Origin of the sequence: Mesorhizobium sp. WSM4898 (assembly GCF_029625845.1) — a bacterium.
Lineage (GTDB): Bacteria > Pseudomonadota > Alphaproteobacteria > Rhizobiales > Rhizobiaceae > Mesorhizobium.
The window spans coordinates 1383279-1408003 of the sequence record NZ_JARTVQ010000002.1; the positions used below are offsets into that span (position 1 = coordinate 1383279).

The 24725-nt window shown below is 63.3% G+C and carries 18 protein-coding genes; 12 read left to right on the plus strand and 6 right to left on the minus strand.

Annotation, left to right across the window (positions count from 1 at the left end; translation table 11 throughout):
* Positions 1–2 precede the first annotated feature (2 nt).
* From P9228_RS14050 to P9228_RS14060, 3 genes are all read right to left on the minus strand, one after another.
* Positions 3–2072 carry a response regulator gene (locus P9228_RS14050; RefSeq protein ID WP_278053943.1) on the minus strand — a complete coding sequence of 690 codons (2070 nt, stop codon included), beginning with the start codon at positions 2070–2072 and terminating at the stop codon, positions 3–5.
* Positions 2073–2095: 23 nt separating this feature from the next.
* The gene (locus P9228_RS14055) at positions 2096–7819 is read right to left on the minus strand and encodes a HAMP domain-containing protein (protein WP_278053944.1); all 5724 of its coding nucleotides are present in this window, start codon (positions 7817–7819) and stop codon (positions 2096–2098) included.
* A 140-nt stretch (positions 7820–7959) separates the two neighbouring features.
* Positions 7960–9459 (minus strand): ATP-binding protein, encoded by a 1500-nt coding sequence (locus P9228_RS14060; protein ID WP_278053945.1) that lies wholly within the window; start codon positions 9457–9459, stop codon positions 7960–7962.
* Positions 9460–9667: 208 nt separating this feature from the next.
* On the opposite strand from P9228_RS14060, the gene P9228_RS14065 reads away from it, so the two are divergent.
* The gene (locus P9228_RS14065; RefSeq protein ID WP_278053946.1) at positions 9668–9922 is read left to right on the plus strand and encodes a hypothetical protein; all 255 of its coding nucleotides are present in this window, start codon (positions 9668–9670) and stop codon (positions 9920–9922) included.
* 95 nt (positions 9923–10017) lie between these two features.
* Here the strand turns inward: P9228_RS14065 and P9228_RS14070 are convergent, their stop codons facing one another.
* Positions 10018–10503, minus strand: coding sequence for a hypothetical protein (locus tag P9228_RS14070; RefSeq protein ID WP_095800541.1), 486 nt, complete (start codon positions 10501–10503; stop codon positions 10018–10020).
* Positions 10504–10703: 200 nt separating this feature from the next.
* Between P9228_RS14070 and P9228_RS14075 the strand changes: the two genes are divergently transcribed.
* Together P9228_RS14075 and P9228_RS14080 are read left to right on the plus strand one after the other, a co-directional pair.
* Positions 10704–11069 (plus strand): RidA family protein, encoded by a 366-nt coding sequence (locus tag P9228_RS14075; RefSeq protein ID WP_067318812.1) that lies wholly within the window; start codon positions 10704–10706, stop codon positions 11067–11069.
* A gap of 29 nt (positions 11070–11098) precedes the next feature.
* Entirely contained in the window at positions 11099–12322 is a 1224-nt protein-coding gene (locus P9228_RS14080; RefSeq protein ID WP_278053947.1) for an amidohydrolase/deacetylase family metallohydrolase, read from the plus strand.
* A gap of 5 nt (positions 12323–12327) precedes the next feature.
* Here the strand turns inward: P9228_RS14080 and P9228_RS14085 are convergent, their stop codons facing one another.
* On the minus strand, positions 12328–14118 hold the full coding sequence (locus P9228_RS14085; RefSeq protein ID WP_127214024.1) for an NAD(P)/FAD-dependent oxidoreductase: 1791 nt from the start codon (positions 14116–14118) through the stop codon (positions 12328–12330).
* Between the two features lie 50 nt (positions 14119–14168).
* A complete protein-coding gene (locus P9228_RS14090) occupies positions 14169–15116 on the minus strand; it encodes a MurR/RpiR family transcriptional regulator (RefSeq protein ID WP_067318818.1) in 948 nt (315 codons plus the stop codon).
* A gap of 271 nt (positions 15117–15387) precedes the next feature.
* Here P9228_RS14090 and P9228_RS14095 point away from each other — a divergent pair, with 271 nt between their 5' ends.
* The 9 genes from P9228_RS14095 to kdpC all read left to right on the plus strand — a co-directional run bounded on the left by P9228_RS14095 (position 15388) and on the right by kdpC (position 24709).
* Positions 15388–16221, plus strand: coding sequence for an ABC transporter ATP-binding protein (locus tag P9228_RS14095; RefSeq protein WP_067318820.1), 834 nt, complete (start codon positions 15388–15390; stop codon positions 16219–16221).
* Positions 16218–17066 (plus strand): ABC transporter permease, encoded by an 849-nt coding sequence (locus tag P9228_RS14100; RefSeq protein WP_067318822.1) that lies wholly within the window; start codon positions 16218–16220, stop codon positions 17064–17066. Before P9228_RS14095 ends, P9228_RS14100 begins: the two co-directional genes overlap by 4 nt.
* A gap of 83 nt (positions 17067–17149) precedes the next feature.
* Positions 17150–18322 (plus strand): ABC transporter substrate-binding protein, encoded by a 1173-nt coding sequence (locus P9228_RS14105; protein WP_067318823.1) that lies wholly within the window; start codon positions 17150–17152, stop codon positions 18320–18322.
* A gap of 74 nt (positions 18323–18396) precedes the next feature.
* The gene (locus P9228_RS14110; protein ID WP_278053948.1) at positions 18397–19488 is read left to right on the plus strand and encodes a Gfo/Idh/MocA family oxidoreductase; all 1092 of its coding nucleotides are present in this window, start codon (positions 18397–18399) and stop codon (positions 19486–19488) included.
* A gap of 498 nt (positions 19489–19986) precedes the next feature.
* Entirely contained in the window at positions 19987–20076 is a 90-nt protein-coding gene (locus tag P9228_RS14115) for a K(+)-transporting ATPase subunit F (protein WP_067003971.1), read from the plus strand.
* Positions 20077–20098: 22 nt separating this feature from the next.
* On the plus strand, positions 20099–21802 hold the full coding sequence (gene kdpA / locus P9228_RS14120) for a potassium-transporting ATPase subunit KdpA (RefSeq protein ID WP_278053949.1): 1704 nt from the start codon (positions 20099–20101) through the stop codon (positions 21800–21802).
* A 1-nt stretch (position 21803) separates the two neighbouring features.
* Positions 21804–22040: a hypothetical protein gene (locus P9228_RS14125; RefSeq protein ID WP_245322272.1), complete on the plus strand. Its 237-nt coding sequence runs from the start codon at positions 21804–21806 to the stop codon at positions 22038–22040.
* Positions 22037–24133: a potassium-transporting ATPase subunit KdpB gene (gene kdpB / locus P9228_RS14130; protein ID WP_278053950.1), complete on the plus strand. Its 2097-nt coding sequence runs from the start codon at positions 22037–22039 to the stop codon at positions 24131–24133. The genes P9228_RS14125 and kdpB overlap by 4 nt, the downstream gene beginning before the upstream one ends.
* A 12-nt stretch (positions 24134–24145) precedes the next feature.
* A complete protein-coding gene (kdpC, locus tag P9228_RS14135; protein WP_278053952.1) occupies positions 24146–24709 on the plus strand; it encodes a potassium-transporting ATPase subunit KdpC in 564 nt (187 codons plus the stop codon).
* Positions 24710–24725: the final 16 nt, after the last annotated feature.

Genomic DNA, 24725 nt, shown 5'->3' on the forward strand with positions numbered 1-24725 from the left:
AGCTATGCCGAGGCGTTGATTAGCTTGCCGCGCGCTGCGGCATGTATGGCTACAACAAGGTCTTTTTCGTCGAACGGCTTGCCGACGAGCGCGACATCGAGGGGGCGCTCCACGATTTTCTCCGCATCCGCATAGCCGGTGATCATAACCGCGGGCCAGCCGGCACGCAGATTGCGGGCAAACCGGATCACGTCTATGCCCGAGATAAGGGGCATGGCAAAATCGGTGACGATCACGTCGAATCGATCCGGCTCTCTCTCAATGGCGGCAAGCGCTTCGGCTCCGCCGGAGGCCCCTACGACCTCGAAGCCGGACTGCCTGAGCGACATGGCCGTCATTTCTCTCAAGGAGTGGCTGTCATCGATGAGCAGAACGGTCAGTGATCGTTCGCCAACCGCCGTGGCGCGCTCCGCGTCGGCAGCCTCGACAGCCTCTGCCCCGGCAACAGCGATAGCCTCGGTGACATCCTGCGGCTGATTGGATCGGGGCAGCCACAGTTCTATGATGGTGCCGCGGTCCACCTCGCTCTCTATCCTGAGCGTGCCGCCCGACTGCTTGGCGAAACCATAGACGGTGCTGAGGCCCAGCCCCGTGCCCTTCCCGATCGGCTTGGTTGTAAAGAACGGCTCGACCACCTTGCTTATCATGTCGCCGGCAATTCCGGTCCCGGTGTCCTCGACAGCGACCACCACATAGTCGCCGGCCGGCAGTTCGTCGCCCGCGTGGCCGACGCTGCGGTTGCTCGTTCGGACGAGAACCGTGCCTCCCGAAGGCATTGCGTCTCGCGCATTGAAGATGAGGTTCATCAAGGCGAGCTCGAGCTGCGCCGCATCCACATATACGGGCCATGTGTCGTCACTCACCAGCCACTTGAAGCGCACGAGGCCTCCAAGGACCGGGGCAACCAACCCGTTCATCGTATCCCCAAGGCTCGACAAGGGTACTGCCACGGGCTTCAGGTCCTGGCGTCGCGAAAAAGCGAGCATGCGCTGGACGAGATCCCTGCCTTGCCCGGCGGAGCGGCGTGTCATGTCGAGGATCTTGGTAGCGTTGCCGTCCAGCGTCAGCTGTCGCTCGAGCAGGCTTAGGCCGGAAAGGATCGCCGCGAGGAGGTTGTTGAAGTCATGGGCGAGTCCGCCGGTCAGTTTGCCGATCGCATCGAGCCGCTGCGACTGCAGCAGCTGGCTCTCCAGGCGGCGTTGCTCTGTTATGTCTTGCATGGTGCCAAGCAACTCGAGCCCAGCGTCATCTTTGGAAACCACGCCCCGATCGAAGAAGATGCGATATTCATCATTGGCGCACCGCCAGCGAAATTCGCAGCCATAGGACCCCGTCTCGCATGCCGCCGAAAGCGACCTGGTTACCTCCTCGCGATCGTCGGGGTGAACCCGGCTGAGCCCGAAATCCGGATGCGACAGGAAACGGCTCGGCAGGAACCCTGTCAGCCGCTCGACGCCTTTCGAGACGTAGCTTGGGGCGAAAGGCGCCTCAGCCGAGCGGGCATGAAAACAAATTGGAAGCGAGGCAAGAATAGCCTCCTGCCTTGCTTCCGAATGCCGCAGCGACCGCTCGGCATCGAGTTTGTCCGACTTGGCCTTCAGCGCCTGTTCGAGCAGCCGCTGCTCCCGCGCCGCGTTTCGCTCGATCTCGCGCGTCTTCTCATGAAGATCGACGAAGACCATAACCTTGGAGCGAAGCATCACCGGGTCGAACGGCTTGAACAGGTAGTCGACAGCGCCGACGTCATAGCCGCGCAGCATATGCGCCTCTTCCTTGCTGATCGCAGTAAGGAAGATGATCGGCGTGTTTTTCGATCGTTCACGCCGGCGGATCAGCGTGGCCGTCTCGTAGCCGTCGAGGTTCGGCATGAGCACGTCGAGCAGGATGACGGCGAAATCTTCCTTGAGCAGGAAGCGCAGCGCTTCCTCACCCGACTGGGCGCAGACGACCTCGCCGACTTCGCCAAGCACCTCCGCGATGGCAAGCAGATTGCGTTCGTCATCATCGACCGCGAGAACGCGTGCCCGCAATCCTTCGACCGGTTCGCTTCTTTCTGCCTCGATCGCGGCCATTCCTTTTACCTGCCGGAGCGCTTTCAGATGGCGGTCATCAATGCCGGCGCGAAGGGCTCAGCCCGCGCTCGCGCGCGACCGATCCAAACCCGCAGCAACGCAAGCAGCAGATCGAGGTCGACCGGTTTGGCGATGTAGTCGGATGCGCCGGCGTCCAGGCATTTCTGACGGTCGCCTTTCATCGCCTTGGCGGTAACCGCGATCAATGGGATGTGGGCTATCGCCGGCATGGCCCGAATCCGACGCATGGTCTCGTAGCCGTCCATTTCCGGCATCATGATGTCGATCAAGGCGACATCGACGTCGGGTGTTTCTTCGAGCAACGCGATGCCGTCCCGGCCCCGTTCGGCATGCTGCACATCAATGTCGTAAGTCTCCAGCACGCTGGTCAACGAGTAGATGTTGCGAATGTCGTCGTCGACGATCAGAACCTTGGCGCCGGCGAGATCGGCATTGTCGACCTGCTCGGTGGCCAAGATCTGTTCGCTCTGCGTGTCGCTTGGCAGTGCCGCCGAGATCAGGAGCCCGAGTTGGCCGAAGTTGTCGGCACGTGGGACATCGCCTAGTGCCGGATGCAGCGCGACCTGCTGCAGAAACGCGTCCGGGTGCGGCGTGAAGAACAGCAGGCGCGGTAGAGCGTCGCTGAACTGAGACACGATTTCGTCGAGCATCTGGGCGTTGTCCTTGGCCGAACGCCCAAACCCGAAAACAAACGCATCATAAGCGGCGGCGCCCGGCTCGTCCGCGTTGGCGGCGACACGACCGACCGCGGTGACCGAGGTGATGCCATCTCGAATGGCTTCCACCAGGGCCAGGCGGCGCTCGGGATCGGGATCGGCGATCAGCACGTTGCGCTGCACCCTCAGGTTTCGCGAATGGATTTCCTCGAAAACGCGGGCGAGCTCACCAGCCGAAACCGGCTTGCTCGAAACGCTTGCAGCGCCCCTGCGCGTCAGCACTTCGAGATCCTCGGCGCCGGAGATGACATGGATCGGAATGTTCCTGGTCTTCTGGTCATGCCGCAGAAGGTCGAAAAGCACCCAGCCGTCGATGTCTGAAAGGCCGAGATCGAGCGTGATCGCATCGGGCATCAGCTTGCGGGTCAGTGCCAGCGTGCCGGAACCGGCCGTTGAAAGCACCCCCTTCAGTCCGGCGGATCGAGCAAGACCGAGCAGCAGCCCTCCAAAAGTCGGGTCGTCCTCGACAATAAGCACCACCCTGTCCGAGGGGTTGATCGTGTCACGATCGTCCGCAAGTTCTGGGGTACCCGAAGTGTCTGCTGGCTGGACGCCCGCCGCGATGACGTCGGCAGGCGAAAGCTCGATCGGCGCCGCCAGGCTGCTGCTGCGCGGGCCATCGAAGGGGATGACCAGGGTGAAGGTCGATCCCTTGCCTGGCTCGCTTTCGACGCGCAGCTCACCGCCGAGCAACCGGGCGATTTCCCGGCTGATGGAAAGGCCGAGGCCAGTGCCGCCGTATTTGCGGCTGGTCGTGCCGTCGGCCTGCTGAAACGCCTCGAAGATGAGCTTTTGCTTGTCTTCCGGAATGCCGATCCCGGTATCGGTAACGGCGATCGCCAGTGCCCGGGGCGGCGCCGCACCGTTTTTGCGGCCGGTTCTCTCGGCATGGATGTTCAGCATCACCTCGCCATTGGACGTGAATTTGAAGGCATTGGACAGCAGATTGAGCACGATCTGCTGCAGCCGCTTTTCGTCCGTGCGGATCGTCTCAGGCAGGGCTTGCTCGATCTTGATGGTGAAGCCGAGCCCCTTGTCAGCCGCAAGCTGTCTGAAAGTCCGCTCCATATGCTGGCGCAGGTGTGCGAGCGGCATGTCGTTGATTTCGATCGACACCGTGCCGGACTCGATCTTGGAAAGATCCAGTATGTCGTTGATGAGGCTGAGCAGGTCGGTACCTGCCGAGTTGATCGTACGCGCGAAATCGATCTGCTTGTCGTTCAGATTCCCCTGCTGGTTGGTCGCAAGCAGATTGGACAGGATCAACAGCGAATTCAGCGGCGTCCTCAGCTCGTGACTCATGTTCGCCAGGAATTCGGATTTGTATTTGGAGGTCAGCGCCAGTTGCTCGGCCTTCTCCTCCAGAGCCCGCCTGGCCATCTCGATCTCGAGGTTCTTGTTTTCCACCTGCTTCTTTTCATTCTCGAGCAGTTGCGCCTTTTCCTGCAGCTCCTCATTGGTGGCGTGAAGCTCTTCCTGCTTCTTGGTGAGCTCGGTCTGACGCGACTGCAGTTCGGACGTCAAAAGCTGCGATTGCTTGAGAAGCCCTTCCGTGCGCATGGTCGCGGCGATCGTGTTGAGCACGATACCGACCGATTCCATGAGCTGCTCCAGGAAAAGGCGGTGCGTATCGCTGAACCGGCTGAACGAAGCCAGTTCGATAACCGCCTTGACCTCGTCCTCGAACAATGCCGGCAGGACGATGGCGCTCGCCGGCGGGGCCTCGCCCAGGCCGGAGGTGATGCGCAGGAAGCTCGATGGGACGTCATCGAGCATGATTGCCCGTTTGTCGGCGGCGCACTGCCCGATCAGGCCTTCGCGGAAGTCGACCCGTTGGCGGACGGTGGCCTTGCCTTCGGCGGCGTAGGACGCGGCCAATTCCAGATAGGATTCCTCCTCGTCGCGATTGGTGACGTAGAACAGGCCGTATTGCGCGTTCACCAGCGGCGCGAGCTCGGAAATGATCATCCGCGAAACCGTGGCAAGGTCCCGCTCGCCCTGCAGCATGCGCGAGAAACGGGCGAGATTGGTCTTCAGCCAATCCTGCTCGGCATTCTTCAAGGTCTGGTCCTTGAGGTTGCGGATCATCTCGTTGATGTTGTCCTTCAGCGCCGCGACCTCGCCGGAGGCCTGCACGCTGATCGAGCGGGTGAGGTCGCCCTTGGTGACCGCGGTCGACACTTCGGCGATGGCCCGGACCTGGGTCGTCAGGTTCGCCGCCAACTGATTGACGTTGTCGGTCAGGTCGCGCCACAGGCCGGCGGCGCCCGGCACCCTGGCCTGGCCGCCGAGCTTGCCCTCGATGCCGACCTCGCGAGCCACGTTGGTCACCTGATCCGCGAAGATCGCCAGCGTCTCGATCATGCCGTTGATCGTGTCCGCCAACGAAGCAATCTCGCCCTTGGCATCGACCGCAAGCTTGCGCTTCAAATTGCCCTGGGCAACCGCGGTGACGACGTCTGCAATGCCGCGCACCTGGTTGGTCAGATTGGTCGCCATCAGATTGACGTTGTCGGTCAAGTCCTTCCAGGTACCGGCCACACCCTCCACCCGAGCCTGACCGCCGAGCTTGCCTTCGGTGCCGACCTCGCGCGCCACGCGCGTCACCTCGCCGGCGAACGAGTTGAGCTGGTCGACCATGGTGTTGATGGTCGACTTCAGCTCCAGGATCTCGCCCTTCACGTCGACAGTGATCTTCTTCGACAAGTCGCCTCGCGCCACCGCTGTAGTAACTTCGGCGATGTTGCGAACCTGACCGGTGAGGTTCTCGGCCATCGAGTTGACGTTGTCGGTCAGGTCCTTCCAGGTGCCGGCGACGCCGCGCACCTGTGCCTGACCGCCGAGCTTGCCTTCGGTGCCGACCTCGCGAGCCACGCGCGTCACTTCCGAGGCAAAGGAGTTCAATTGGTCCACCATCGTGTTGATGGTGTCCTTGAGCTCCAGGATTTCACCGCGCACATCGACCGTGATCTTTTTCGAAAGATCGCCGAGTGCGACGGCCGTCGTCACCTCCGCAATGTTGCGCACTTGGCCAGTGAGATTGGCGGCCATGGCGTTGACGTTGTCGGTGAGGTCCTTCCAGGTGCCTGCGACGCCGCGTACCTGCGCCTGTCCGCCGAGCTTGCCGTCGGAACCCACTTCGCGGGCGACGCGCGTCACCTCCGAGGCGAAGGAGTTCAACTGGTCCACCATCGTATTGATGACGTCCTTGATCTGCAGGATTTCGCCCAAGGCGTCGACGGTGATCTTCTGGGTCAGGTCGCCGGTGGCGATTGCGGTCGCGACTTTGGAGACGTCGCGCAATTGCACGGTCAAATTGCCGGCCATCGCGTTGACATTGTCGGTCAGATCCTTCCAGGTGCCGCCGACGCCCTCGACGTGCGCCTGACCTCCCAATTTGCCTTCCGAGCCCACTTCGCGCGCCACGCGGGTGACCTCCGACGCGAAGGAATTGAGCTGGTCCACCATGGTGTTGACGGTGTTCTTCAGTTCGAGGATTTCGCCCTTCACATCGACGGTGATCTTTTTCGAAAGGTCGCCCCTGGCAACGGCCGTGGTAACATCGGCGATATTGCGCACCTGCCCGGTCAGATTGGCGGCCATCAGGTTGACGTTGTCCGTCAGGTCCTTCCACGTGCCGCCGACTCCGCGGACTTCAGCTTGGCCGCCCAGCTTGCCCTCGGTGCCGACTTCGCGTGCCACGCGTGTGACTTCCGAGGCGAAGGAGTTCAGCTGGTCCACCATCGTGTTGATGGTGTTCTTCAGCTCCAGGATCTCGCCTTTCACATCGACCGTGATCTTCTTCGAGAGGTCACCCAGTGCCACCGCGGTAGTCACTTCGGCGATGTTGCGCACTTGACCGGTAAGATTCGCCGCCATGGAATTGACGTTGTCGGTCAGGTCCTTCCAGGTGCCGGCGACACCGCGCACCTGTGCTTGGCCGCCGAGCTTGCCTTCCGTGCCGACCTCGCGCGCCACGCGAGTCACCTCGCCGGCAAATGAGTTGAGCTGATCGACCATGGTGTTGATGGTCGATTTCAGTTCCAGGATTTCGCCTTTCACGTCGACCGTAATCTTCTTGGAAAGGTCGCCCAAAGCCACCGCCGTCGTCACATCGGCGATGTTGCGCACCTGGCCGGTCAAGTTGGCGGCCATCAGGTTGACGCTGTCGGTTAGGTCCTTCCAAGTACCGCCAACGCCCTCGACACGGGCCTGGCCTCCGAGTTTGCCCTCGGTGCCGACCTCACGCGCGACGCGGGTCACCTCCGAGGCGAAGGAGTTGAGCTGGTCCACCATCGTGTTGATGGTGTTCTTCAGTTCGAGGATCTCGCCCTTCACGTCGACGGTGATCTTCTTCGACAAGTCGCCAGATGCGACAGCCGTGGTCACCTCCGCAATGTTGCGCACCTGGCTGGTCAGGTTGGTCGCCATCGCGTTGACATTGTCGGTCAGGTCCTTCCACGTGCCCGCCGCCCCCCTGACGCGTGCCTGACCGCCCAGCTTGCCTTCGGTGCCGACCTCGCGCGCCACACGCGTCACCTCCGACGTGAAGGAGGCGAGCTGCTCAACCATGGTGTTGACGATTTTACCGATGCGCAGGAATTCGCCACGAAGCGGCCTGCCGTCAATTTCCACCATCATGGATTGGGACAGATCGCCCTTGGCGACGGCGCCGATGACGCGGGCAACTTCCGCGGTGGGCTGCACCATGTCCTCGATCAGGTCGTTGACCGAACGGACGCTCGATTCCCAGCTGCCTTTGGCGTTCCTCACATGGCCGCGTTCGCCGATGCGGCCGTCCTTGCCGACGACCCTACTCAGCCGCGCAAATTCTCGCGCCATCTGGTCGTTCAACTCGACGATCTGGTTGAATGTGTCGGCGATCTCGCCGTTCAACCCTTCATAAGAATTCTCGATGCGGACGGAGAAGTCACCGTTTCGAAAGGCTTTGAGGGCGTTGAGAATCTGACGGGAATCGAATTGTTCCTTTGACGAACGAGAAACGCCCACACTCCCCTCCGCGCCTGCCCCGACAGCTATATTAAGCCGAGGGCCAAAACGCATCGCGGCCTGTTTGGTTCCGTGCCTGTTTGAACAGGTGGTTAATCAGATGTGGCGAAGCTTGCCGTAGAGACGCTCAGGCCGGATTCTTATGCAGCCGAACTGCCCGGCTCTTCTTCTCCGGCATTCGGATCGCCCGGGGCCGTTGCCCAGGCGAGCTCGACCAGCGTCACCGTGCGGCGGCCAGCACCGTCGATCTGGCAGACGATCAGCCCCTGCTCCTCGATGTAATCGAGCAGGCGCCGGGCGCGACGCAGCGAATGCGAGCCATAAGCGCGGGCGATCGCCGCGTCGCTCGGGCAGGGCCAGCCTTCCTTCGCCGCCCTCGCGATCATCATGAACACGCCCTGCATGTCCTCCGGCAGAAGCGATGCGCGCACGGAGACGTCGCGCCACGCGTCGTCCTCGGCGATGTCCGAGCCGACGCCGGCGCGGGCGCGCGTCAGCATGCGTCGGAATTCCGAAAGGTCGGGCACCACCGAAGCGAGTCCTTCGATTCGGCAGCGAACCACGAACTCCTGATAGAGCACGCCGATGACGCGGAATCCGGCATCGGGCTCAGCCAAGATGGCGCGCAGGATACGGTCCATCCGCTCGCGCCGCTCGGCGAGGTCCTCGGCGCTCGGCTGCGGCTCGGCCGGCTCGGGGCGGATGTCGAGCGGCGCGGCCTTGGCCGCCATCAATTGATCGAGCAGGTCGGGCGAAGGCCGGCGCTGCGGCCGGACCGTCTCCGGCGGCGGTGCCGCGAGGATGATGGCGCGCGCATCTTCGAGCGTCGCTTCGGGCAGCGGCATCAGCCGCGGCGTGCCGTTGCGCGGGCTCGTCTCGGTCGATCCGATCCGCACGCTGAGCGGGCGGCGCGACAGCGCCGGACCGAGCGCCATGAAATGCCCGCGCTCGAGATCGCGGAAGGCTTCCGCCTGCCGCCGCTCCATGCCGAGCAGGTCGGCGGCGCGCGCCATGTCGATGTCCAGAAAGGTGCGGCCCATCAGGAAGTTGGAGGCCTCCGCCGCGACGTTCTTGGCGAGCTTCGCCAGCCGTTGCGTGGCGATGATGCCGGCGAGCCCGCGTTTGCGGCCGCGGCACATCAGATTGGTCATGGCGCCGAGCGAGAGCTTGCGCGCCTCATCCGAGACCTCGCCTGCAGCAGCCGGCGCGAAGAGCTGCGCCTCGTCCACCACCACCAGCATCGGATACCAATGGTCGCGCGCGACCTCGAACAGCCCGCCAAGGAAGGCTGCGGCGCGCCGCATTTGGTTCTCGGCATCGAGCCCTTCGAGGTTTAGCACCGTCGACACGCGGTGGATGCGCGCTCGCTCGCCGGCCGCCTGCAGGCCGCGCTCGGTATGATCCTCGGCGTCGATCACCAGATGGCCGTAGCGCTCACCGAGCGAGACGAAGTCGCCTTCGGGATCGATGATGGTCTGCTGCACCCAGGGCGCGCTCTGCTCCAGCAGCCGGCGCAGCAGATGCGACTTGCCCGAGCCCGAATTGCCCTGCACCAGCAGGCGGGTCGCCAGCAGCTCCTCAAGGTCGAGGGCCGCGGGCGCGCCTGCCGACGTCTGCCCCATCTCGATCGCAACCGTCATATTCTCGACTCGGATAGTCTCCCTGCGCGGGAGGGACTTAGCAACCGGCGCGCGGTGCGTCGAGCATGGGGCCAAGGGCTCGGCGCGATGTTCCACACTTAACGGCAGGCCATCGCCAGCTGAACTGGTCCGACCACCATTTCGCTGGCGCAATCCCCTGATCGGCGTATCATCCCTTGAGGGAGGGGTTCATGGCAGGAGGAGGCTTATGAACGTCGCTGCGGAAGTGCCCGTCATAGACCTGACGTTGCAAGACATTGTTTCTTCTGCTCTTTCGAAATTTCGCGCCGGCGACACCGTTTCGACCCGGGCAATGCTCGACGCCATCCGCCAATCGGACCCCGCCTGCGGGGACAGCGACGACCATCTGGTCGAACTGATCGTCATGGCCGCCGTTGGTAAGACCATGGGCGTCGTCTTCGATCACCGCTCGCCCGACGAGCGGTTGCCGCGCCTGTCCTAAACCTCGTTGCACTGAAAAGGATTAGGCGAGGCGCTGCAAATCCTTGTTTGGCGGATGTCGGTGTCCCAAACGCGCACACATCCGGGCGACATGCATTAGCTTCCGAGCGGATGCGGCATATAGCCGACGAAACCGGCGATCTTCCAGCGCCCGCCGACCTTGCGGCAGAAGTAGAGCGTTTGCCATTTCAGGCGGTCGACGCTGCCGTCGGCCTTGGCGACCGAGCCGTCGAACTTCTTGTGCAGCACAGCACGATCGCCATCGACGTCGATGTCGCGCAGATTGGTGACGCGGAAAATCGCCTCGCGCAGCGGCTCGGCGAATTCCGTCGCGGCTGTCTCCTTGGCCTGCCGCAGCCATTCGTCGCGATAGACTTCCAGCCTGGGAAACTGCAGCCGCCAGGCATCGGCATTGGGCAGGAAATGCGCATGCATGCCGAAAAAGCTCTCGGCGATGAAGTCGTCCTCGACCATCGACCAATGCTGGCCGAGGAAGGCGTCGATGTCGCGCCGCACCAGCATTTCCCACAGCGCATGGCGATCGGCATCGCCTTCCGGAAACGGATTCTTGTCAAAGGTCATGTTGGTTCTTCCCCTTGCGTTCGATCAGCAACCCACCGGTCGCATCTCAGGATTCGGAGTGCAGGATGCTCACGATTTGTAATAAAGCAACATGATTTTCGGAAAAAATGTTGCTTTCCGACATTGCCTCTTGGAGGATCACCTCCACAAGCGTAGACGGCTGCAAGAACGGTCCTTACGCTCGACAACAGGAGATTCATTTGCCCAAGCAGTGCTTCGGAAAGTCGCATGTCCCGCTCTCGCCTGCCGTCCGCGCCGGCGATTTCGTCTATGTCTCCGGCCAGGTGCCGGTGGGCAGCGACGGCCTGGTAGTCAAGGGCGGCATAACTGACCAAGCCGAGCAGGTGCTGCAAAACGTCAAGGCTGCGCTGGCGCTGGCCGGATGCACCATGGACGACGTGGTGAAGACCACCGTCTGGCTCGAGGACGCCCGCGATTTCGGCGCCTTCAATACGGTCTATGCCAGGCACTTCCCGAACGACCCGCCGGCGCGTACCACCGTCGAGTCGCGCCTGATGATCGACATCAAGATCGAGATCGAGGCCGTCGCCTACCGGCCGGTCTGATCGGGGCCAGACAACAACGGAGGCGCGGAATGCAGTTCGATCTGTTGATCAAGGGCGGCCGTGTGATCGACCCGGCTTCCGGGTTGGATGCGCCGCGCGACATCGCCGTCGCCGATGGTCGAATCGCCGCGATCGAAGCGGCCATCGATAGCGAGACCGCCGGTGATGTCGTCGACGCCAGCGGCTGCATCGTCACTCCGGGCCTCGTCGATCTGCACAGCCACGTCTACTGGGGCGGCACCTCGCTCGGCGTTGACGCTGACCGTCTCGCCGCCAAGAGCGGCACCACCACCTTCATCGATGCCGGCAGCGCCGGCGCCGGCAATTTCCTGGGGTTTCGCCGCCATGTCATCGAGCGTTCGAAGGTCCGCATCCTTGCCTACGTCAACATCTCGTTTGCCGGCATATTCGGCTTCGCCGAGACGGTATCCGTCGGCGAATGCAGCGATCTCAGGCTTTGCGAGCCGCGCGAGACGGTGGCCGCGGTGCGCGAGCACGCCGCCGTCGTCGTCGGCGTAAAAGTCCGTTCCGGGAAGCACGCCGGCGGCACCAGCGGCATCGCGCCGGTCGACCTCGCGCTCGAAGCCGCAGACCGAGCCGGCCTGCCGCTGATGGCGCACATCGACGAGCCGCCGCCCGGCCGCTCGGAAGTGCTGCCCAGGCTGCGCCGCGGCGACATCCTCACTCACTGCTTCCGGCCGTTCCCCAACGCGCCGGTCTTCGCTTCGGGCGCGGTGCGGCCGGATATGCGGCAGGCGCGCCAGCGCGGCGTCATCTTCGACATCGGCCACGGCATGGGCTCCTTCGACTTCGAGGTGGCGAAGGCGATGCTGGCGGAGGGGCTGGCGCCGGACGTCATCTCGAGCGATGTGCATCTCTACTGCGTCGACGGCCCTGCCTTCGATATTCTCGTCTGCATGTCGAAGCTCATGGCGCTCGGCATGCCGCTGGTCGAGGTCGTGCGCGCGGCAACGCAGCGCCCGGCCGATGCGATCGCCAGGCCCGAGCTCGGGGCGCTTAAAGTCGGCGGCATCGGCGATGTCGCGGTGCTGAGGCTGCAGCCCGGCCGCTTCACCTTTGTCGACGCGGTCGGTGCGTCACTCATCGCGGACCAGCGGCTGGTCTCGAATGGCATCGTGATAGGCGGCAAATGGTGGCGGAACGAGGCGCCCGACCACAATGAGACCGAGCGCTTCGAGGCCCATGCGCACCACACGCATGTCGAGGTTGCGGCCAGGCACTTCGGGCGCTGATTGGCTCACCGTCGCGAATTGCTCGGCTCGCCATAGACCGGCGTCGCAATCCCCTCCATCCGCGCCTTGAGCTGCAGCGCCACGAACTTCGAATAGAAGCGCGACAGCGCGAGATTGCCGCCGTGGAACCATAGCGCCTCCTGGGCGGTCGGCTTCCACATGTTGCGCAACTCGCCCTGCCACGGGCCGGGATCGCCCTTGACGCCGGAGCCGAGGCCCCAGCACGGCCCGACCTTGTCGGCGACCTCCCGGGAAACGATCCCTGCCACGGTCTCGTTCATCGACTGGTAGCCGGTGCAGGAGACGATCGCGTCGACCGCCAGCTCGCTGCCGTCCTCAAACAGGATGCCGGTCGGCGTCAGCGATTTGATGCCGACGCCGCTCTTCACCGCGATCTCGCCGTTCAGGATCAGCTCGCAGGCGCCGACATCGATGTAGTAGCCGGAGCCGGTGCGATAGGCTTTCATAAGCAGTCCGGTCTCGTCCTCGCCGAAGTCGATGGCAAAGCCGCTGTCGCTGAGGCGCTTGTAGAAATCCGCGTCGCGCTCGCGGATGACGTCATAGAGCGCCCGCTGGCCTTTTGGGACCAGCGCGAAGGGTGTCGAAGCCACGATCATGTCGGCCTTGTCGGTGGTGATGCCCCGCGCCAGCGCCTTTTCCGAAAAGATCTCGAAGCCGACCTCCATCAGCGTGTCCGACTTCACCACCGTCGTCGGCGAGCGCTGCACCATGGTGACCTTGGCGCCGGCTTCCCAGAGGTCGACGCTGACATCGTGGCCGGAGCTCGCCGCGCCGATCACCGCGACGTGCTTGCCGCGGAATTTCTCGCCGGTCGAGTACTGGCTGGAATGCAAAAGCTCGCCTTTGAAGCTGTCCGCGCCAGGCAGATCGATCTGCCGCGGCGGCCCGTAGGCGCCGGTGGCGAACACGATGTGCTTCGGCTTCAGCGTGATGCGCTCGCCGGCGCGATCGACCACCACCGTCCAGAGCTTTTCGGGCTCGTCATAGGCCGCACTGATGCATTTGGTGGCGACCCAGTAGTTCAGCTCCATGACGCGGGCATACATTTCGAGCCAATCGCCCATCTTGTCCTTGGGCGTGAACACCGGCCAGTTTTCCGGGAACGGAATGTAGGGCAGATGGTCGTACCAGACCGGGTCGTGCAGCACGAGCGAGCGGTAGCGGTTGCGCCAGGAATCGCCGGCGCGCGCGTTCTTCTCGACGATGAGGGTGGGAACACCGAGCTGCCGCAGACGGGCGCCGAGCATGATGCCGCCCTGGCCGCCGCCGATCACCAGGCAATAGGGCTGCTCGTGCACGCCGAGCTCACGCGCCTCGCGCGCTCTTGCTTCCGCCCAGGTCTCGCGTTCGGGATCGGCCTTGTGGCGGATGCCGAGCGGCCGGGCAGGCCCCTTCTGCTCCTCGAAACCCTTGAGCTCGCTCATCGCCGTGAACAGCGTCCGGCAGCGGCCATCCTTGAGCCGCAGGATGCCCTCGCCTCGCGCCACGGCCGTCTCGAAGCTGAACCAGGCCTCGATGACGCCGTCGGCGACGCTTGACTCCCCGGACAGGCGCCAGTGCGATGGTTGCGTCGAGGAAAGCGTCGCCTTGAGCATCTCGCGGACCGCCGGTTGGCCGTCCACGGTCTTGATGTTCCATGTGAAGGTCAGCAGATCGCGCCAGTAGCAATCGTCCACGAAAAGGTGCGTCGCCGCCTCGATGTCACCCGCCTCGAGCGCGCGGCCGAATGTGCCGAGCCAGGTTGCCGCCTGTTGCGATGGTGCGATGTCGAGCATTGATGTTCGTTCCCCTGAATACGCAGATCATAGCCGCGTTGCGGCTGTTCTCAGTCGCCGAGCGGCTCCATCTCCTTCCCCGTCCGATGGATCTGGGCGTTATATTTGATGCGGCGCACCGTCTCGCGCGCCGGGCCGTCGAGCTTGTAGGCGGACGCGACCGCGAGCAGGTCGATGGCCGCAAGGAAGGCGTAGCGCGAAGCTGTCGGCTTCAGCGTGTCGGGATATTCGGGAACCGCCATCGTCAGCTGGACATCGCAGACGCGTGTCAGCTCCGTGTCCGGCGCGGTCACGCAGATCGCGTCGGCGCGATAGTGCTTGGCAAGCTCCACCGCCTCGATCACCTCTCGGGTACGGCCGGTCGCCGATATCGCGATCACCACATCGCCCGGCTTCAGCGTCGAAGCCGTCATGCGCATCAGATACGGATCGCATTGCGCGCTGATGGTGATGCCATAGCGAAACAGGCGATACTGCGTCTCTTGCGCCAGCGCCGATGAGCTGCCGCCAAGTCCGAATACCGTCACTTGCCTGGCCTTGGCGATCAGCTCCGCCGCTTTCTGCAACTGCCCTGGATCGATCTGCCGTTCGGCCTCCTGCAGCGCGCGGCGCGCTTCGCCGAAGACGGCGTTCCAGAACGGCATGCCGCTGTCGCCGTTCGTGGGTTGCGGCTTGGTGCTAAGATAGAGCGCGCCGACGACGAGGCTCTGCGCCAGCTTCAGCTTGAAGTCGCGCACGCCGTCGCATCCGATGGCGCGGCAGAAACGGGTGACCGTCGGCTCGCTGACCTGGGCGCGCTGCGCCAGCGCGGCATTCGATGCATCGACGGCATATTTGACGTCGTCGAGCACGACGTCGGCGACGCGACGCTCCGCCGGCCGCAAGTCCGTGTAGCTGTCCTTCACCTGCGAAATGATGTCGGGGAAGCGCCTGACATGATCATGCCGGCCGTCATCCCCGTCGGAAATCCGCAGCGCCTGGCTGTCAGCTTCGGTCATTGGCCGTCCTTCTCTGCCGTTTCTGGACCACCATATTTGCGATTATCCGCCGGCTGGCCATGGGCAATCAGCCGAAGTGAGTATGTAGGAAAGTAACACACACTGCAAGCGCGTCTAAACACAGGCGAAATCAGACGCTTAGATAAGCTTTAGTTGAATCTGATGGCGCCAGATCTTTGCCACCGCTTGACAGTAAAGTAGGATAGTTACAGACTGATTTCGCGGACAGAGGGGGCTCCGGCAACCCAATCACGCAGTCTCCGAGGGGAGCATGAATACCGGCAGCGCAAGAACGCCGAAGCTCGGCGTGCAGGCAGCGAGCAAGGTTTATACCACGGCCTCCGGCGATCTTCTCGCCCTAGACCGCTGCAGCCTCGACGTGCACGCCAACGAGATCGTCTCCATCGTCGGCCCCTCCGGCTGCGGCAAGACCACGCTGTTGTGGTCGATGTCGGGTCTGCATCGTCTGACCAGCGGCGCGATACTGCTTGACGGCAAGGAGGTCACCGGCCCGCGTCCCGAGATCGGTATCGTCTTCCAGGAAGCGAACCTTCTGCCCTGGCGCAATCTCGACGCCAACATAAACTTCCCGTTCGAGATCAAGGGCGAGAAGCCCGATCGCGCCTGGATCGCGCATCTGCTTCATCGCGTCGGGCTCGACGGCTTCGGCGGCAAGTTCCCGCGCGAGCTTTCCGGCGGCATGCAGCAGCGCGCGGCGATCGTCCGCGCGCTGGCGCTGAAGCCTTCCGTGCTCTTGATGGATGAGCCTTTCGGTGCGTTGGACAGCTTCACCCGCGAGGAGATGAACCGCCTCGTCGAGGAGATCTGGCTCGATACCAAGACGACCATCGTTTTCATCACCCACAGCATCGAGGAAGCGATCTTCCTCTCCGACCGGGTCGTGGTGCTGACCGCGCGGCCGGGACGCGTCGCCAAGGTCTACGACGTGCCGTTCCCGCGCCCGCGCTCGCTGGAGATCATGGCCACAAAGGAGGTCTTCGACCTCACCAACCGCATCAAGATGGACATCGTCGGCGAGCGCCGGCCGAAGGCGCAGGAGCAGCTGCAACACAAGAGCGCTGAAATCGTGAGGATCAGACCGTGAGCGGGGGCGACGCCATTCCGGAATTCTCCAAAGCCAAGTCCGGTGACGGCCAGGATGTCAGCCTCACCAACCTCTCCGCCTTCGCCGGCGGCCCAGGCATCAAGTCCGGCGCCGAGGTGGCCGCGATTCTCGTCGTCGCGGTGGTGATCATCGGCGGCATCGAGCTGGCGCTGCGCATCTTCCACGTGCCGCAATACATCATGCCGCCGCCGAGTGCGATCGTTTACGCTTTATTCGACGAGTTCCCGCTGATCGCGCCGCATCTCGGCTACACGCTGGTCGAGCTCTTCTCCGGCTTTGCCATCGGCGCCGTCGTCGGGCTGGTGATGGCGGCGGTGATCACGCAGTTTCCCTTCGCCGAGAAGATCGTCGCGCCTTACATCTTGATCCTCGTCACCACGCCGATGCTGGCGCTGGTGCCGCTTCTCATCCTGCGCTTCGGCTTCGGCTACACGCCGCGCATTATCGCGGTAGCTTTAGCCGCCGGACCGATGGTGATGATCAATGCCGCGACCGGGTTCCGGCGCGTGGACAGCGCCAAGATCGCGCTCGCTCGCTCCTATGGCGCGAGCACCTTGCAGATCTTTTGGAAGATCCGCGCGCCGATGGCGCTGCCGATGATCCTGGTCGGGCTGATGATCGGCGCGATCTTCGGGCTCCTCACTGCGGTAGGTGCCGAGATGGTCGGCGGCGGCTTCGGCCTCGGCAACCGGCTTACCTCGTATTCGTCGATGATCCAGATGCCGCAATTCTTCGCGGTGGTGCTGATCCTGTCGACGCTCGGCATCCTGATCTACGTGCTCTTCTTCCTGATCGGCAAGAAATGGGCGAGCTGGGAGGCATGAGCGCGGACGGGTGAGATCGCCCGGGAGACGGGCGAAGGCAAGGGCAAGCGATCGATAAGGGCAATCAACAAAAGGGGAATGCCATGACCAACGAAAGCTTATTCAGTACGGCGACAAGAGCGGGCATCAGCCGCCGCTACTTCCTGCAAGTGACGGCCGCCGGCGTCGTGACCGCCACCGCGCTCGGCGCATCGGGTCTGAAAGCCAGCGCGGCGGCTTATGAAAAATTCACCTGGATTTCGCCGCGCGGCACGCTCGAAGTGCTGGACGACTATCCCTACTGGTCGGCCAAGAAGGCCGGCTATTTCGGCGACCTCGCCACCGACATGCAGCCGGGTCCGTCTGACGGCACCGCGACGGTCAAGTTCGTCGATGTCGGCCAGGCCGACATGGGCTTCCCCTCGCCCGGCGTCTTCTCCTTCGCCATCCAGAACGGCATGAAGCTGAAGTCGGTGTTCCACATGGGCGCGCGCGACACCTTCAGCATCGCCTTCCGCAAGGGCCAGGGCACCAAGAACCTGAAGGACCTCGAAGGCAAGACGATCCTGCTCGGCTCCGCCGCTTGGCAGGCGATCGTCGATCCGCTGCTTGCCGCGCAGGGTGTCGACATCAAGAAGGTGAAATATGTCGAGGCCGGGTGGCCGACCTGGGGCACCGCGCTCGCCGGCGGCCAAGGCGATGCCGCACTCTCCTGGGAAGGTCTGCGCGCCGAATGGATCGCCAAGGACCTCGACTTCGAATATTGGCTCGGCGTCCAGAATTCCAAGCTTCCGGCCAACACCTTCGTCGTGCGCGCCGCCGATCTCGAGGATCCCGACAAGAAGGCCTTCCTCGAAAAATATCTGCGCGGCTGGGCGATGGGCCTCGAATTCGGCTACCAGAACCCGCGCGCGGCCGTCGAAGCCGTGTTCGAGCAATTCCCGACCTTGGCCAAGAACCTTGGCCCTGAGCTCGGCACCACCTCGATCCTGCAGCAGATCAACGTCTTCCGCGGTGACATGGACAAGCGCAGTGGCTGGGGCTCGCACGACATGGCGAGCTGGCAGGGCTTTTTCGACGAGATCCTGAAGATCGGCCAGATCACCGCGCCGGTGAAGGCCGAAGACGTCTGCACCAACGACCTGATTCCGACCGCCAACGACTTCGACAAGGCGAAGGTCAAGGCCGATGCCGACGGCGTGAAACTGTCGGAAGGCTTTGCCGCGCTCGACGTCGAGAAGATCAAGGCGCACCTGTTCGATTCCGCCGTCAAGTAAGGCGGGCGCATTGACCATCGGGCGGCGCCTGATGCCGCCCGAGCTACTGTTCAAAGAGCATTGGGGAGGCTGACATGGCCGACAAAGTAAAAATCCTGGTGGTTGGTCTGGGCAATATGGGCGCTTCGCATGCGAGCGCCTATCACCGCTCCGACGGCTTCGAGATCGTCGGCATCATGAGCCGCACCATCAAGAGCAACAAGAAGATCCCGAAGGAGCTCGCCGGCTATCCGCTCTATGAGGATTTCGAATTGGCGCTGAAGGAGACCAAGCCGGACGCGGTCTCGATCAACAGTTGGCCGAACACGCATGCCGAATACGCGCTGAAGGCGATCGCCGCCAACTGCCATGTGTTCATGGAAAAGCCCCTCGCCACCAACATCGCCGACGCCGAGAAGGTGGTGGCCGCCGCGCGGGCCAAGAACCGGAAGCTGGTTCTGGGCTACATCCTGCGCGTCCACCCGTCCTGGATTAAATTCATCGAGGTCGGCAAGACGCTCGGCAAGCCCCTGGTGATGCGCCTCAACCTCAACCAGCAGAGCAGCGGCAGCGCCTGGCACTGGCACAAGAACCTGATCGACTCGCTGATCCCGATCGTCGACTGTGGCGTGCACTATGTCGACGTGATGTGCCAGCTGACCGGCGCCAAGCCGGTGCGCGTGCACGGCATCGGCGCCAAACTCTGGGCCGAGGCCGACAAGCAGAACTATGGCCATCTGCACGTCACTTTCGATGATGGCTCGGTCGGCTGGTATGAAGCCGGCTGGGGCCCGATGATGAGCGAGACCGCCTATTTCGTGAAGGATGTGGTCGGCCCGAAAGGCGCCGTTTCGATCGTCGCCGGCCAGTCCGCAAGCAGCGTCAAGGAAGCCGAGGAGGTATCGGATTCCGCCGACATCGACCGCCACACCAAGACCGACGCGCTGAAGATCCACTACGCGCAGGTCGATGGCGACAAGAACTTCTCGAAGCCCGACGAGATCGTCAGCATGGAGGACGAGCCCGGCCATCAGGAGCTTTGCGACCGCGAGCAGGCCTTCTTCCTGCGCGCCATCCGTGAGGACCTCGATCTGACCGAGCAAATGGATGCCGCCGTCAACAGCCTGCGCATCGTTTTAGCCGCCGAGCAGAGCATCGCGGAGAAGCGGACCGTCGAGCTGACCTGAAGCTTCCGGTCAGCCTGCCGCGCAACCCCACATCTAGCCGCTTCGCGGCTGGGCAGTCCGCCGGCGGCGTGCCGATCGGCATGCAGCCAGTCGGGCCGCTATGTAGCGCTCTCCACGCAGTTGGAAGAGGAGATGCCGTGCAGGGACCGGCGGCCGGCCAACCAGCTTCCGGATCTTTGGAACAGCACGTTGCCGCCGCCTTCATCGCGTGGCGTCAATTTCCTATAAGATTCCTATTTCTTTGCTCCCCGCCTCGTCTCGAACCTTTATGGCGGTCGGGTCCATATTCCCCTCGAAAAACACTTTCATCGCCATCGCCGCCAAGGTGACGGGCGGTCCTGTGCAATTTTGAACTCGACCGTGTCGGGGTGCAAAAACAAGCCGAAACAAGGAATGCCTGCAATGGACCTCGTTGTTCTCGGGATGGGGATTTTGTTCTTCGTCCTGTCCTTAGCTTACGTCAAAGCCTGCGACAGAATCTGATCGAAGGGTCTTACAATGCTTTTCGACTACGTCCTCGGCGGCGCGGTGACCTTGTTCTTGCTTGCCTACCTCACCTACGCCCTCATCCGCCCAGAGCGCTTCTGATCGGCATACGGAAAGTCAGTTCATGACACTCAACGGCTGGATACAGATCCTCGTCTATTGCGGGATCCTGCTTTTGCTCGTGAAGCCGCTCGGCGGCTACATGCACCGCGTCTTCAAAGGCGATCGTACGTTGCTGTCGCCCGTGCTTGTCCCGATCGAGCGCGGCCTCTATCGCCTCGCCGGGACAAGCGAGAAGGAAGAACAGCACTGGGCCGCCTACGCCACCGGCATGCTGCTTTTCAACCTCGCCGGTTTCCTCGTGCTTTATGCCTTGCAGCGGCTGCAGGGCGCGCTGCCCTACAATCCCGCCGGGATGGCTGCGGTCGAACCGGAGCTCGCCTTTAACACCGCGGCGAGCTTCGTCACCAATACCAACTGGCAGAACTACGGCGGCGAAAGCACGATGTCCTACCTCGTGCAGATGGCCGGCCTCACCGTCCAGAACTTTGTTTCGGCCGCCACCGGCATTGCCATTGCGATCGCGCTGATCCGCGGCTTTGCCCGCGCCTCGGGCAAGTCGATCGGCAGTTTCTGGGTCGACCTGACCCGCTGCACGCTTTACGTGCTCCTGCCGGCCTGCATCGTGCTGACGCTCGTCTATGTGTGGCTCGGCATCCCGCAGACGCTTGGACCCTATGTCGACGCCACCACGCTGGAAGGCGCCAAGCAGACGATCGCGCTCGGCCCAGTCGCCTCTCAGGTCGCCATCAAGATGCTTGGCACCAATGGCGGCGGCTTCTTCAACGCCAATGCCGCGCATCCTTTTGAGAATCCGGACGCCATCTCGAACCTGATCCAGATGCTGTCGATCTTCGCGCTCGGCGCCGGTCTCACCAACGTCTTCGGGCGGATGGTCGGCAGTGAGCGCCAGGGTTGGGCCATCCTTGCCTCGATGGGCGTGCTGTTTCTCGTCGGCGTCATCGTCTGCTACTGGGCCGAGGCCGCCGGCAGTCCGCTGGTGCATGCGCTCGGCATCGACGGCGGCAACATGGAAGGCAAGGAGACGCGCTTCGGAATTGCGTTGTCGGCGCTGTTCGCGGTCATCACCTCGGCCGCCTCGTGCGGCGCCGTGAATGCCATGCACGATTCGTTCACCGCGCTTGGCGGCATGATCCCGCTGATCAACATGCAGCTTGGCGAGGTCATCGTCGGCGGCGTCGGCGCCGGCTTCTACGGCATCCTGATGTTTGTCGTCATCGCCGTCTTCGTCGCCGGCCTGATGGTCGGCCGCACACCGGAATATCTCGGCAAGAAGATCGAGGCCAAGGAGGTCAAGATGGCGATGCTTGCCATCCTCTGCCTGCCGCTGGCGATGCTGATCTTCACGGCTATCGCCGTGGTCCTGCCTAGCGCGGTGGCATCGATGGCCAATGGCGGTCCGCACGGCTTCACCGAGGTGCTCTATGCCTACACATCGGCGGCCGCGAACAACGGTTCGGCCTACGGCGGACTGACCGGCAACACGCCCTGGTACAACATCACCATCGCGATCGGCATGCTGATGGGCCGCTTCCTGGTCATCATCCCGGCTTTGGCCATCGCCGGCTCGCTGGCCACGAAGAAGACCGTGCCTGCTTCCGCCGGCACCTTCCCGACCGACGGCATGCTGTTCGTCGGCCTCCTGTTCGGCGTGATCGTCATCGTCGGCGGCCTCACCTTCTTCCCGTCGCTCGCCGTCGGTCCGATCGTCGAGCATCTGGCGATGATCCTCGGACAGACTTTCTGAGATGACCATGCCCTGGTTCAACAACATACGTCGGCACGATCGTCACCAATCCGGTGACGGAACGCCCGATGACGGAGGGGACGAGAAGCCTCGTCCTTTCCCGACGCTCTCCACCTTCCTCGGCATGGCGGCCGTGCTGTTCGTGCTGTGGCTGCTGGCCTCGGGCCTTCCGCATCTGTTGCCGAAGACCGAACACCCGGCGCCATCCAACATCACCGATACCGGAGTCCTGAAATGAGCCAGTCCAAATCCGCGAGCATTCTGGATGCCAGCATCCTGATGCCCGCCATTGGCGGCGCTTTCCGCAAGCTCGATCCGCGCACGCTGATCAAGAACCCGGTGATGTTCGTCGTTGCCATGGTCTCAGCACTCACCACCGTGCTGTTCGTCAAGGATGTCATCACCGGCGGCGGCGATCTCGGCTTCACCTTGCAGATCATCATCTGGCTGTGGTTCACCGTGCTGTTCGCCAACTTTGCCGAGGCCGTGGCCGAGGGTCGCGGCAAGGCGCAGGCCGACTCGCTGCGCAAGGCGCGCACCGAGACCCAGGCCAAGCTGCTCGTCAACGGCGAGGATCGCGGCAAGTTCAAGTTGGTGCCTGGCACCAGCCTGAAGGTCGGCGACATCGTGCTGGTCGAAGCGGGCGACATCATCCCTTCCGACGGCGAGGTGATCGAAGGCGTGGCTTCCGTCAACGAGGCGGCAATCACCGGCGAATCCGCGCCTGTCATCCGCGAATCCGGCGGCGACCGCTCGGCCGTCACCGGCGGCACGCAGGTGCTGTCCGATTGGATCCGCGTGCGCATTTCCGCCGCCTCCGGCCAGACCTTCCTCGACCGCATGATCTCGCTGGTCGAAGGTGCGGAGCGCCAGAAGACCCCGAACGAGATCGCGCTTAACATCTTGCTTGTAGGCATGACGCTGATCTTTGTCCTGGCCACCGCGACCATCCCGAGCTTCGCCTCTTATTCCGGCGGCTATATCCCGGTGACGATCCTCGTCGCTTTGTTCGTGACGCTGATCCCGACCACGATCGGCGCGCTGCTTTCGGCCATCGGCATTGCCGGCATGGATCGCCTGGTGCGTTTCAACGTGCTTGCCATGTCCGGGCGCGCCGTCGAGGCTGCCGGCGACGTGGACACCTTGCTCCTCGACAAGACCGGCACCATTACGCTCGGCAATCGCCAGGCGACCGAGTTCCATCCGGTGAAGGGGGTGACCGAACAGGAGCTGGCCGATGCTGCTCAATTGGCCTCGCTGGCTGACGAGACGCCGGAAGGCCGCTCGATCGTGGTGCTGGCGAAGGAAAAATACGGCATCCGCGCCCGTGATATGGCGACCTTGCATGCCACTTTCGTGCCCTTCACCGCGCAGACCCGGATGAGCGGCGTCGACATCGACGGCTCGTCGGTGCGCAAAGGCGCGGTCGATGCCGTGCTAGCCCATGTCAATCAAGCAACGGTGGCAAGCCATGGCACGCGTCCGACAAGCGACACCATGCGCGACCTGCAGGCCAGGGCCGACGAGATCGCCAAGGCCGGCGGCACGCCGCTGGCGGTCGAGCGCGACGGGCGCCTGCTCGGCGTCGTCCACCTCAAGGACATCGTCAAGGGCGGCATTCGCGAGCGTTTCGCCGAGCTGCGCAAGATGGGCATCCGCACGGTGATGATCACCGGCGACAATCCGCTGACCGCAGCGGCCATCGCGGCCGAAGCCGGCGTCGACGACTTCCTCGCCCAGGCGACGCCTGAAAACAAGCTGTCGCTGATCCGCGAGGAACAGGCCAAGGGCAAGCTTGTCGCGATGTGCGGCGACGGCACCAACGATGCGCCGGCGCTCGCCCAGGCCGATGTCGGCGTCGCCATGAACACCGGCACGGTCGCCGCGCGCGAGGCCGGCAACATGGTCGACCTCGACAGCGATCCGACCAAGCTGATCGAGATCGTCGAGATCGGCAAGGCGCTGCTGATGACGCGCGGTTCGCTGACCACCTTCTCGATCGCCAACGACGTCGCCAAGTATTTCGCCATCATCCCGGCCATGTTCGCCGTGTTCTACGTCGCGCCCGGCCAGTCGGCAGGCCCGCTGCAGGCGCTCAACATTATGCATCTGGCGAAGCCGCAGAGCGCCATTCTGTCGGCGATCATCTTCAACGCGCTGATCATCGTCGCGCTGATCCCGCTGTCGCTGAAGGGGGTGAAATACCGCGCCATCGGCGCCGGCGCGCTGCTCACCCGCAATCTTCTCGTCTACGGCCTTGGCGGCATCATCGTGCCGTTCGCCGGCATCAAGGCGATCGACCTGATCGTCACGGCTCTTGGCCTGGCATAGGGACCCATTCCGATGTTCAAGCAACTCAGACCCGCGATCGTCATGATCGTGTTCTTCACGGTGCTGACCGGCCTTATCTATCCGATCGGCATGACCGGCATCGCGCAGACGCTGTTTCCCAGGCAGGCCAATGGCAGCCTGATCGAAAAGGATGGTAAGGTTATCGGCTCCGAACTGATCGGCCAGGCCTTCGCCAGCGACCGCTATTTCCACGGGCGGCCCTCGGCAGCCGGCGACGGCTACAACGCCGCCTCCTCCGGCGGCTCGAATCTCGGGCCGACCAATGCGAAGCTGATCGAACGTATCAAGGCCGACGCCGACAGGCTGAAGGCTGAGAACCCGAACGCACCGGTTCCGATGGATCTCGTCACCACGTCTGGCAGCGGCCTCGATCCCGACATCAGCCCGGAGGCGGCCCATTTCCAGGTGCCGCGGATTGCCAAGGCCAGGGGCATCGATGAAGCCAAGGTGAAATCGCTTGTCGACGGCCATGTCGAGGATCGCGAGCTGGGCTTCATGGGTGAGCCGGTGGTCAATGTGCTGGCCCTCAACATGGGGCTCGACGATCTCAAATAATCAGCACTCGCAGCGG

Bases quoted from the DNA above. Each gene is read 5' to 3' on its own strand.
- P9228_RS14095 (WP_067318820.1), top strand. From the start codon at position 15,388: ATGAATACCGGCAGCGCAAGAACGCCGAAGCTCGGCGTGCAGGCAGCG.
- P9228_RS14115 (WP_067003971.1), top strand. From the start codon at position 19,987: ATGCTTTTCGACTACGTCCTCGGCGGCGCGGTGACCTTGTTCTTGCTT.
- P9228_RS14070 (WP_095800541.1), bottom strand. From the start codon at position 10,503: ATGACCTTTGACAAGAATCCGTTTCCGGAAGGCGATGCCGATCGCCAT.
- P9228_RS14065 (WP_278053946.1), top strand. From the start codon at position 9,668: ATGAACGTCGCTGCGGAAGTGCCCGTCATAGACCTGACGTTGCAAGAC.
- kdpC (WP_278053952.1), top strand. From the start codon at position 24,146: ATGTTCAAGCAACTCAGACCCGCGATCGTCATGATCGTGTTCTTCACG.
- P9228_RS14050 (WP_278053943.1), bottom strand. From the start codon at position 2,072: ATGGCCGCGATCGAGGCAGAAAGAAGCGAACCGGTCGAAGGATTGCGG.
- P9228_RS14085 (WP_127214024.1), bottom strand. From the start codon at position 14,118: ATGCTCGACATCGCACCATCGCAACAGGCGGCAACCTGGCTCGGCACA.
- P9228_RS14125 (WP_245322272.1), top strand. From the start codon at position 21,804: ATGACCATGCCCTGGTTCAACAACATACGTCGGCACGATCGTCACCAA.
- kdpA (WP_278053949.1), top strand. From the start codon at position 20,099: ATGACACTCAACGGCTGGATACAGATCCTCGTCTATTGCGGGATCCTG.
- P9228_RS14060 (WP_278053945.1), bottom strand. From the start codon at position 9,459: ATGACGGTTGCGATCGAGATGGGGCAGACGTCGGCAGGCGCGCCCGCG.
- kdpB (WP_278053950.1), top strand. From the start codon at position 22,037: ATGAGCCAGTCCAAATCCGCGAGCATTCTGGATGCCAGCATCCTGATG.
- P9228_RS14110 (WP_278053948.1), top strand. From the start codon at position 18,397: ATGGCCGACAAAGTAAAAATCCTGGTGGTTGGTCTGGGCAATATGGGC.
- P9228_RS14080 (WP_278053947.1), top strand. From the start codon at position 11,099: ATGCAGTTCGATCTGTTGATCAAGGGCGGCCGTGTGATCGACCCGGCT.
- P9228_RS14090 (WP_067318818.1), bottom strand. From the start codon at position 15,116: ATGACCGAAGCTGACAGCCAGGCGCTGCGGATTTCCGACGGGGATGAC.
- P9228_RS14105 (WP_067318823.1), top strand. From the start codon at position 17,150: ATGACCAACGAAAGCTTATTCAGTACGGCGACAAGAGCGGGCATCAGC.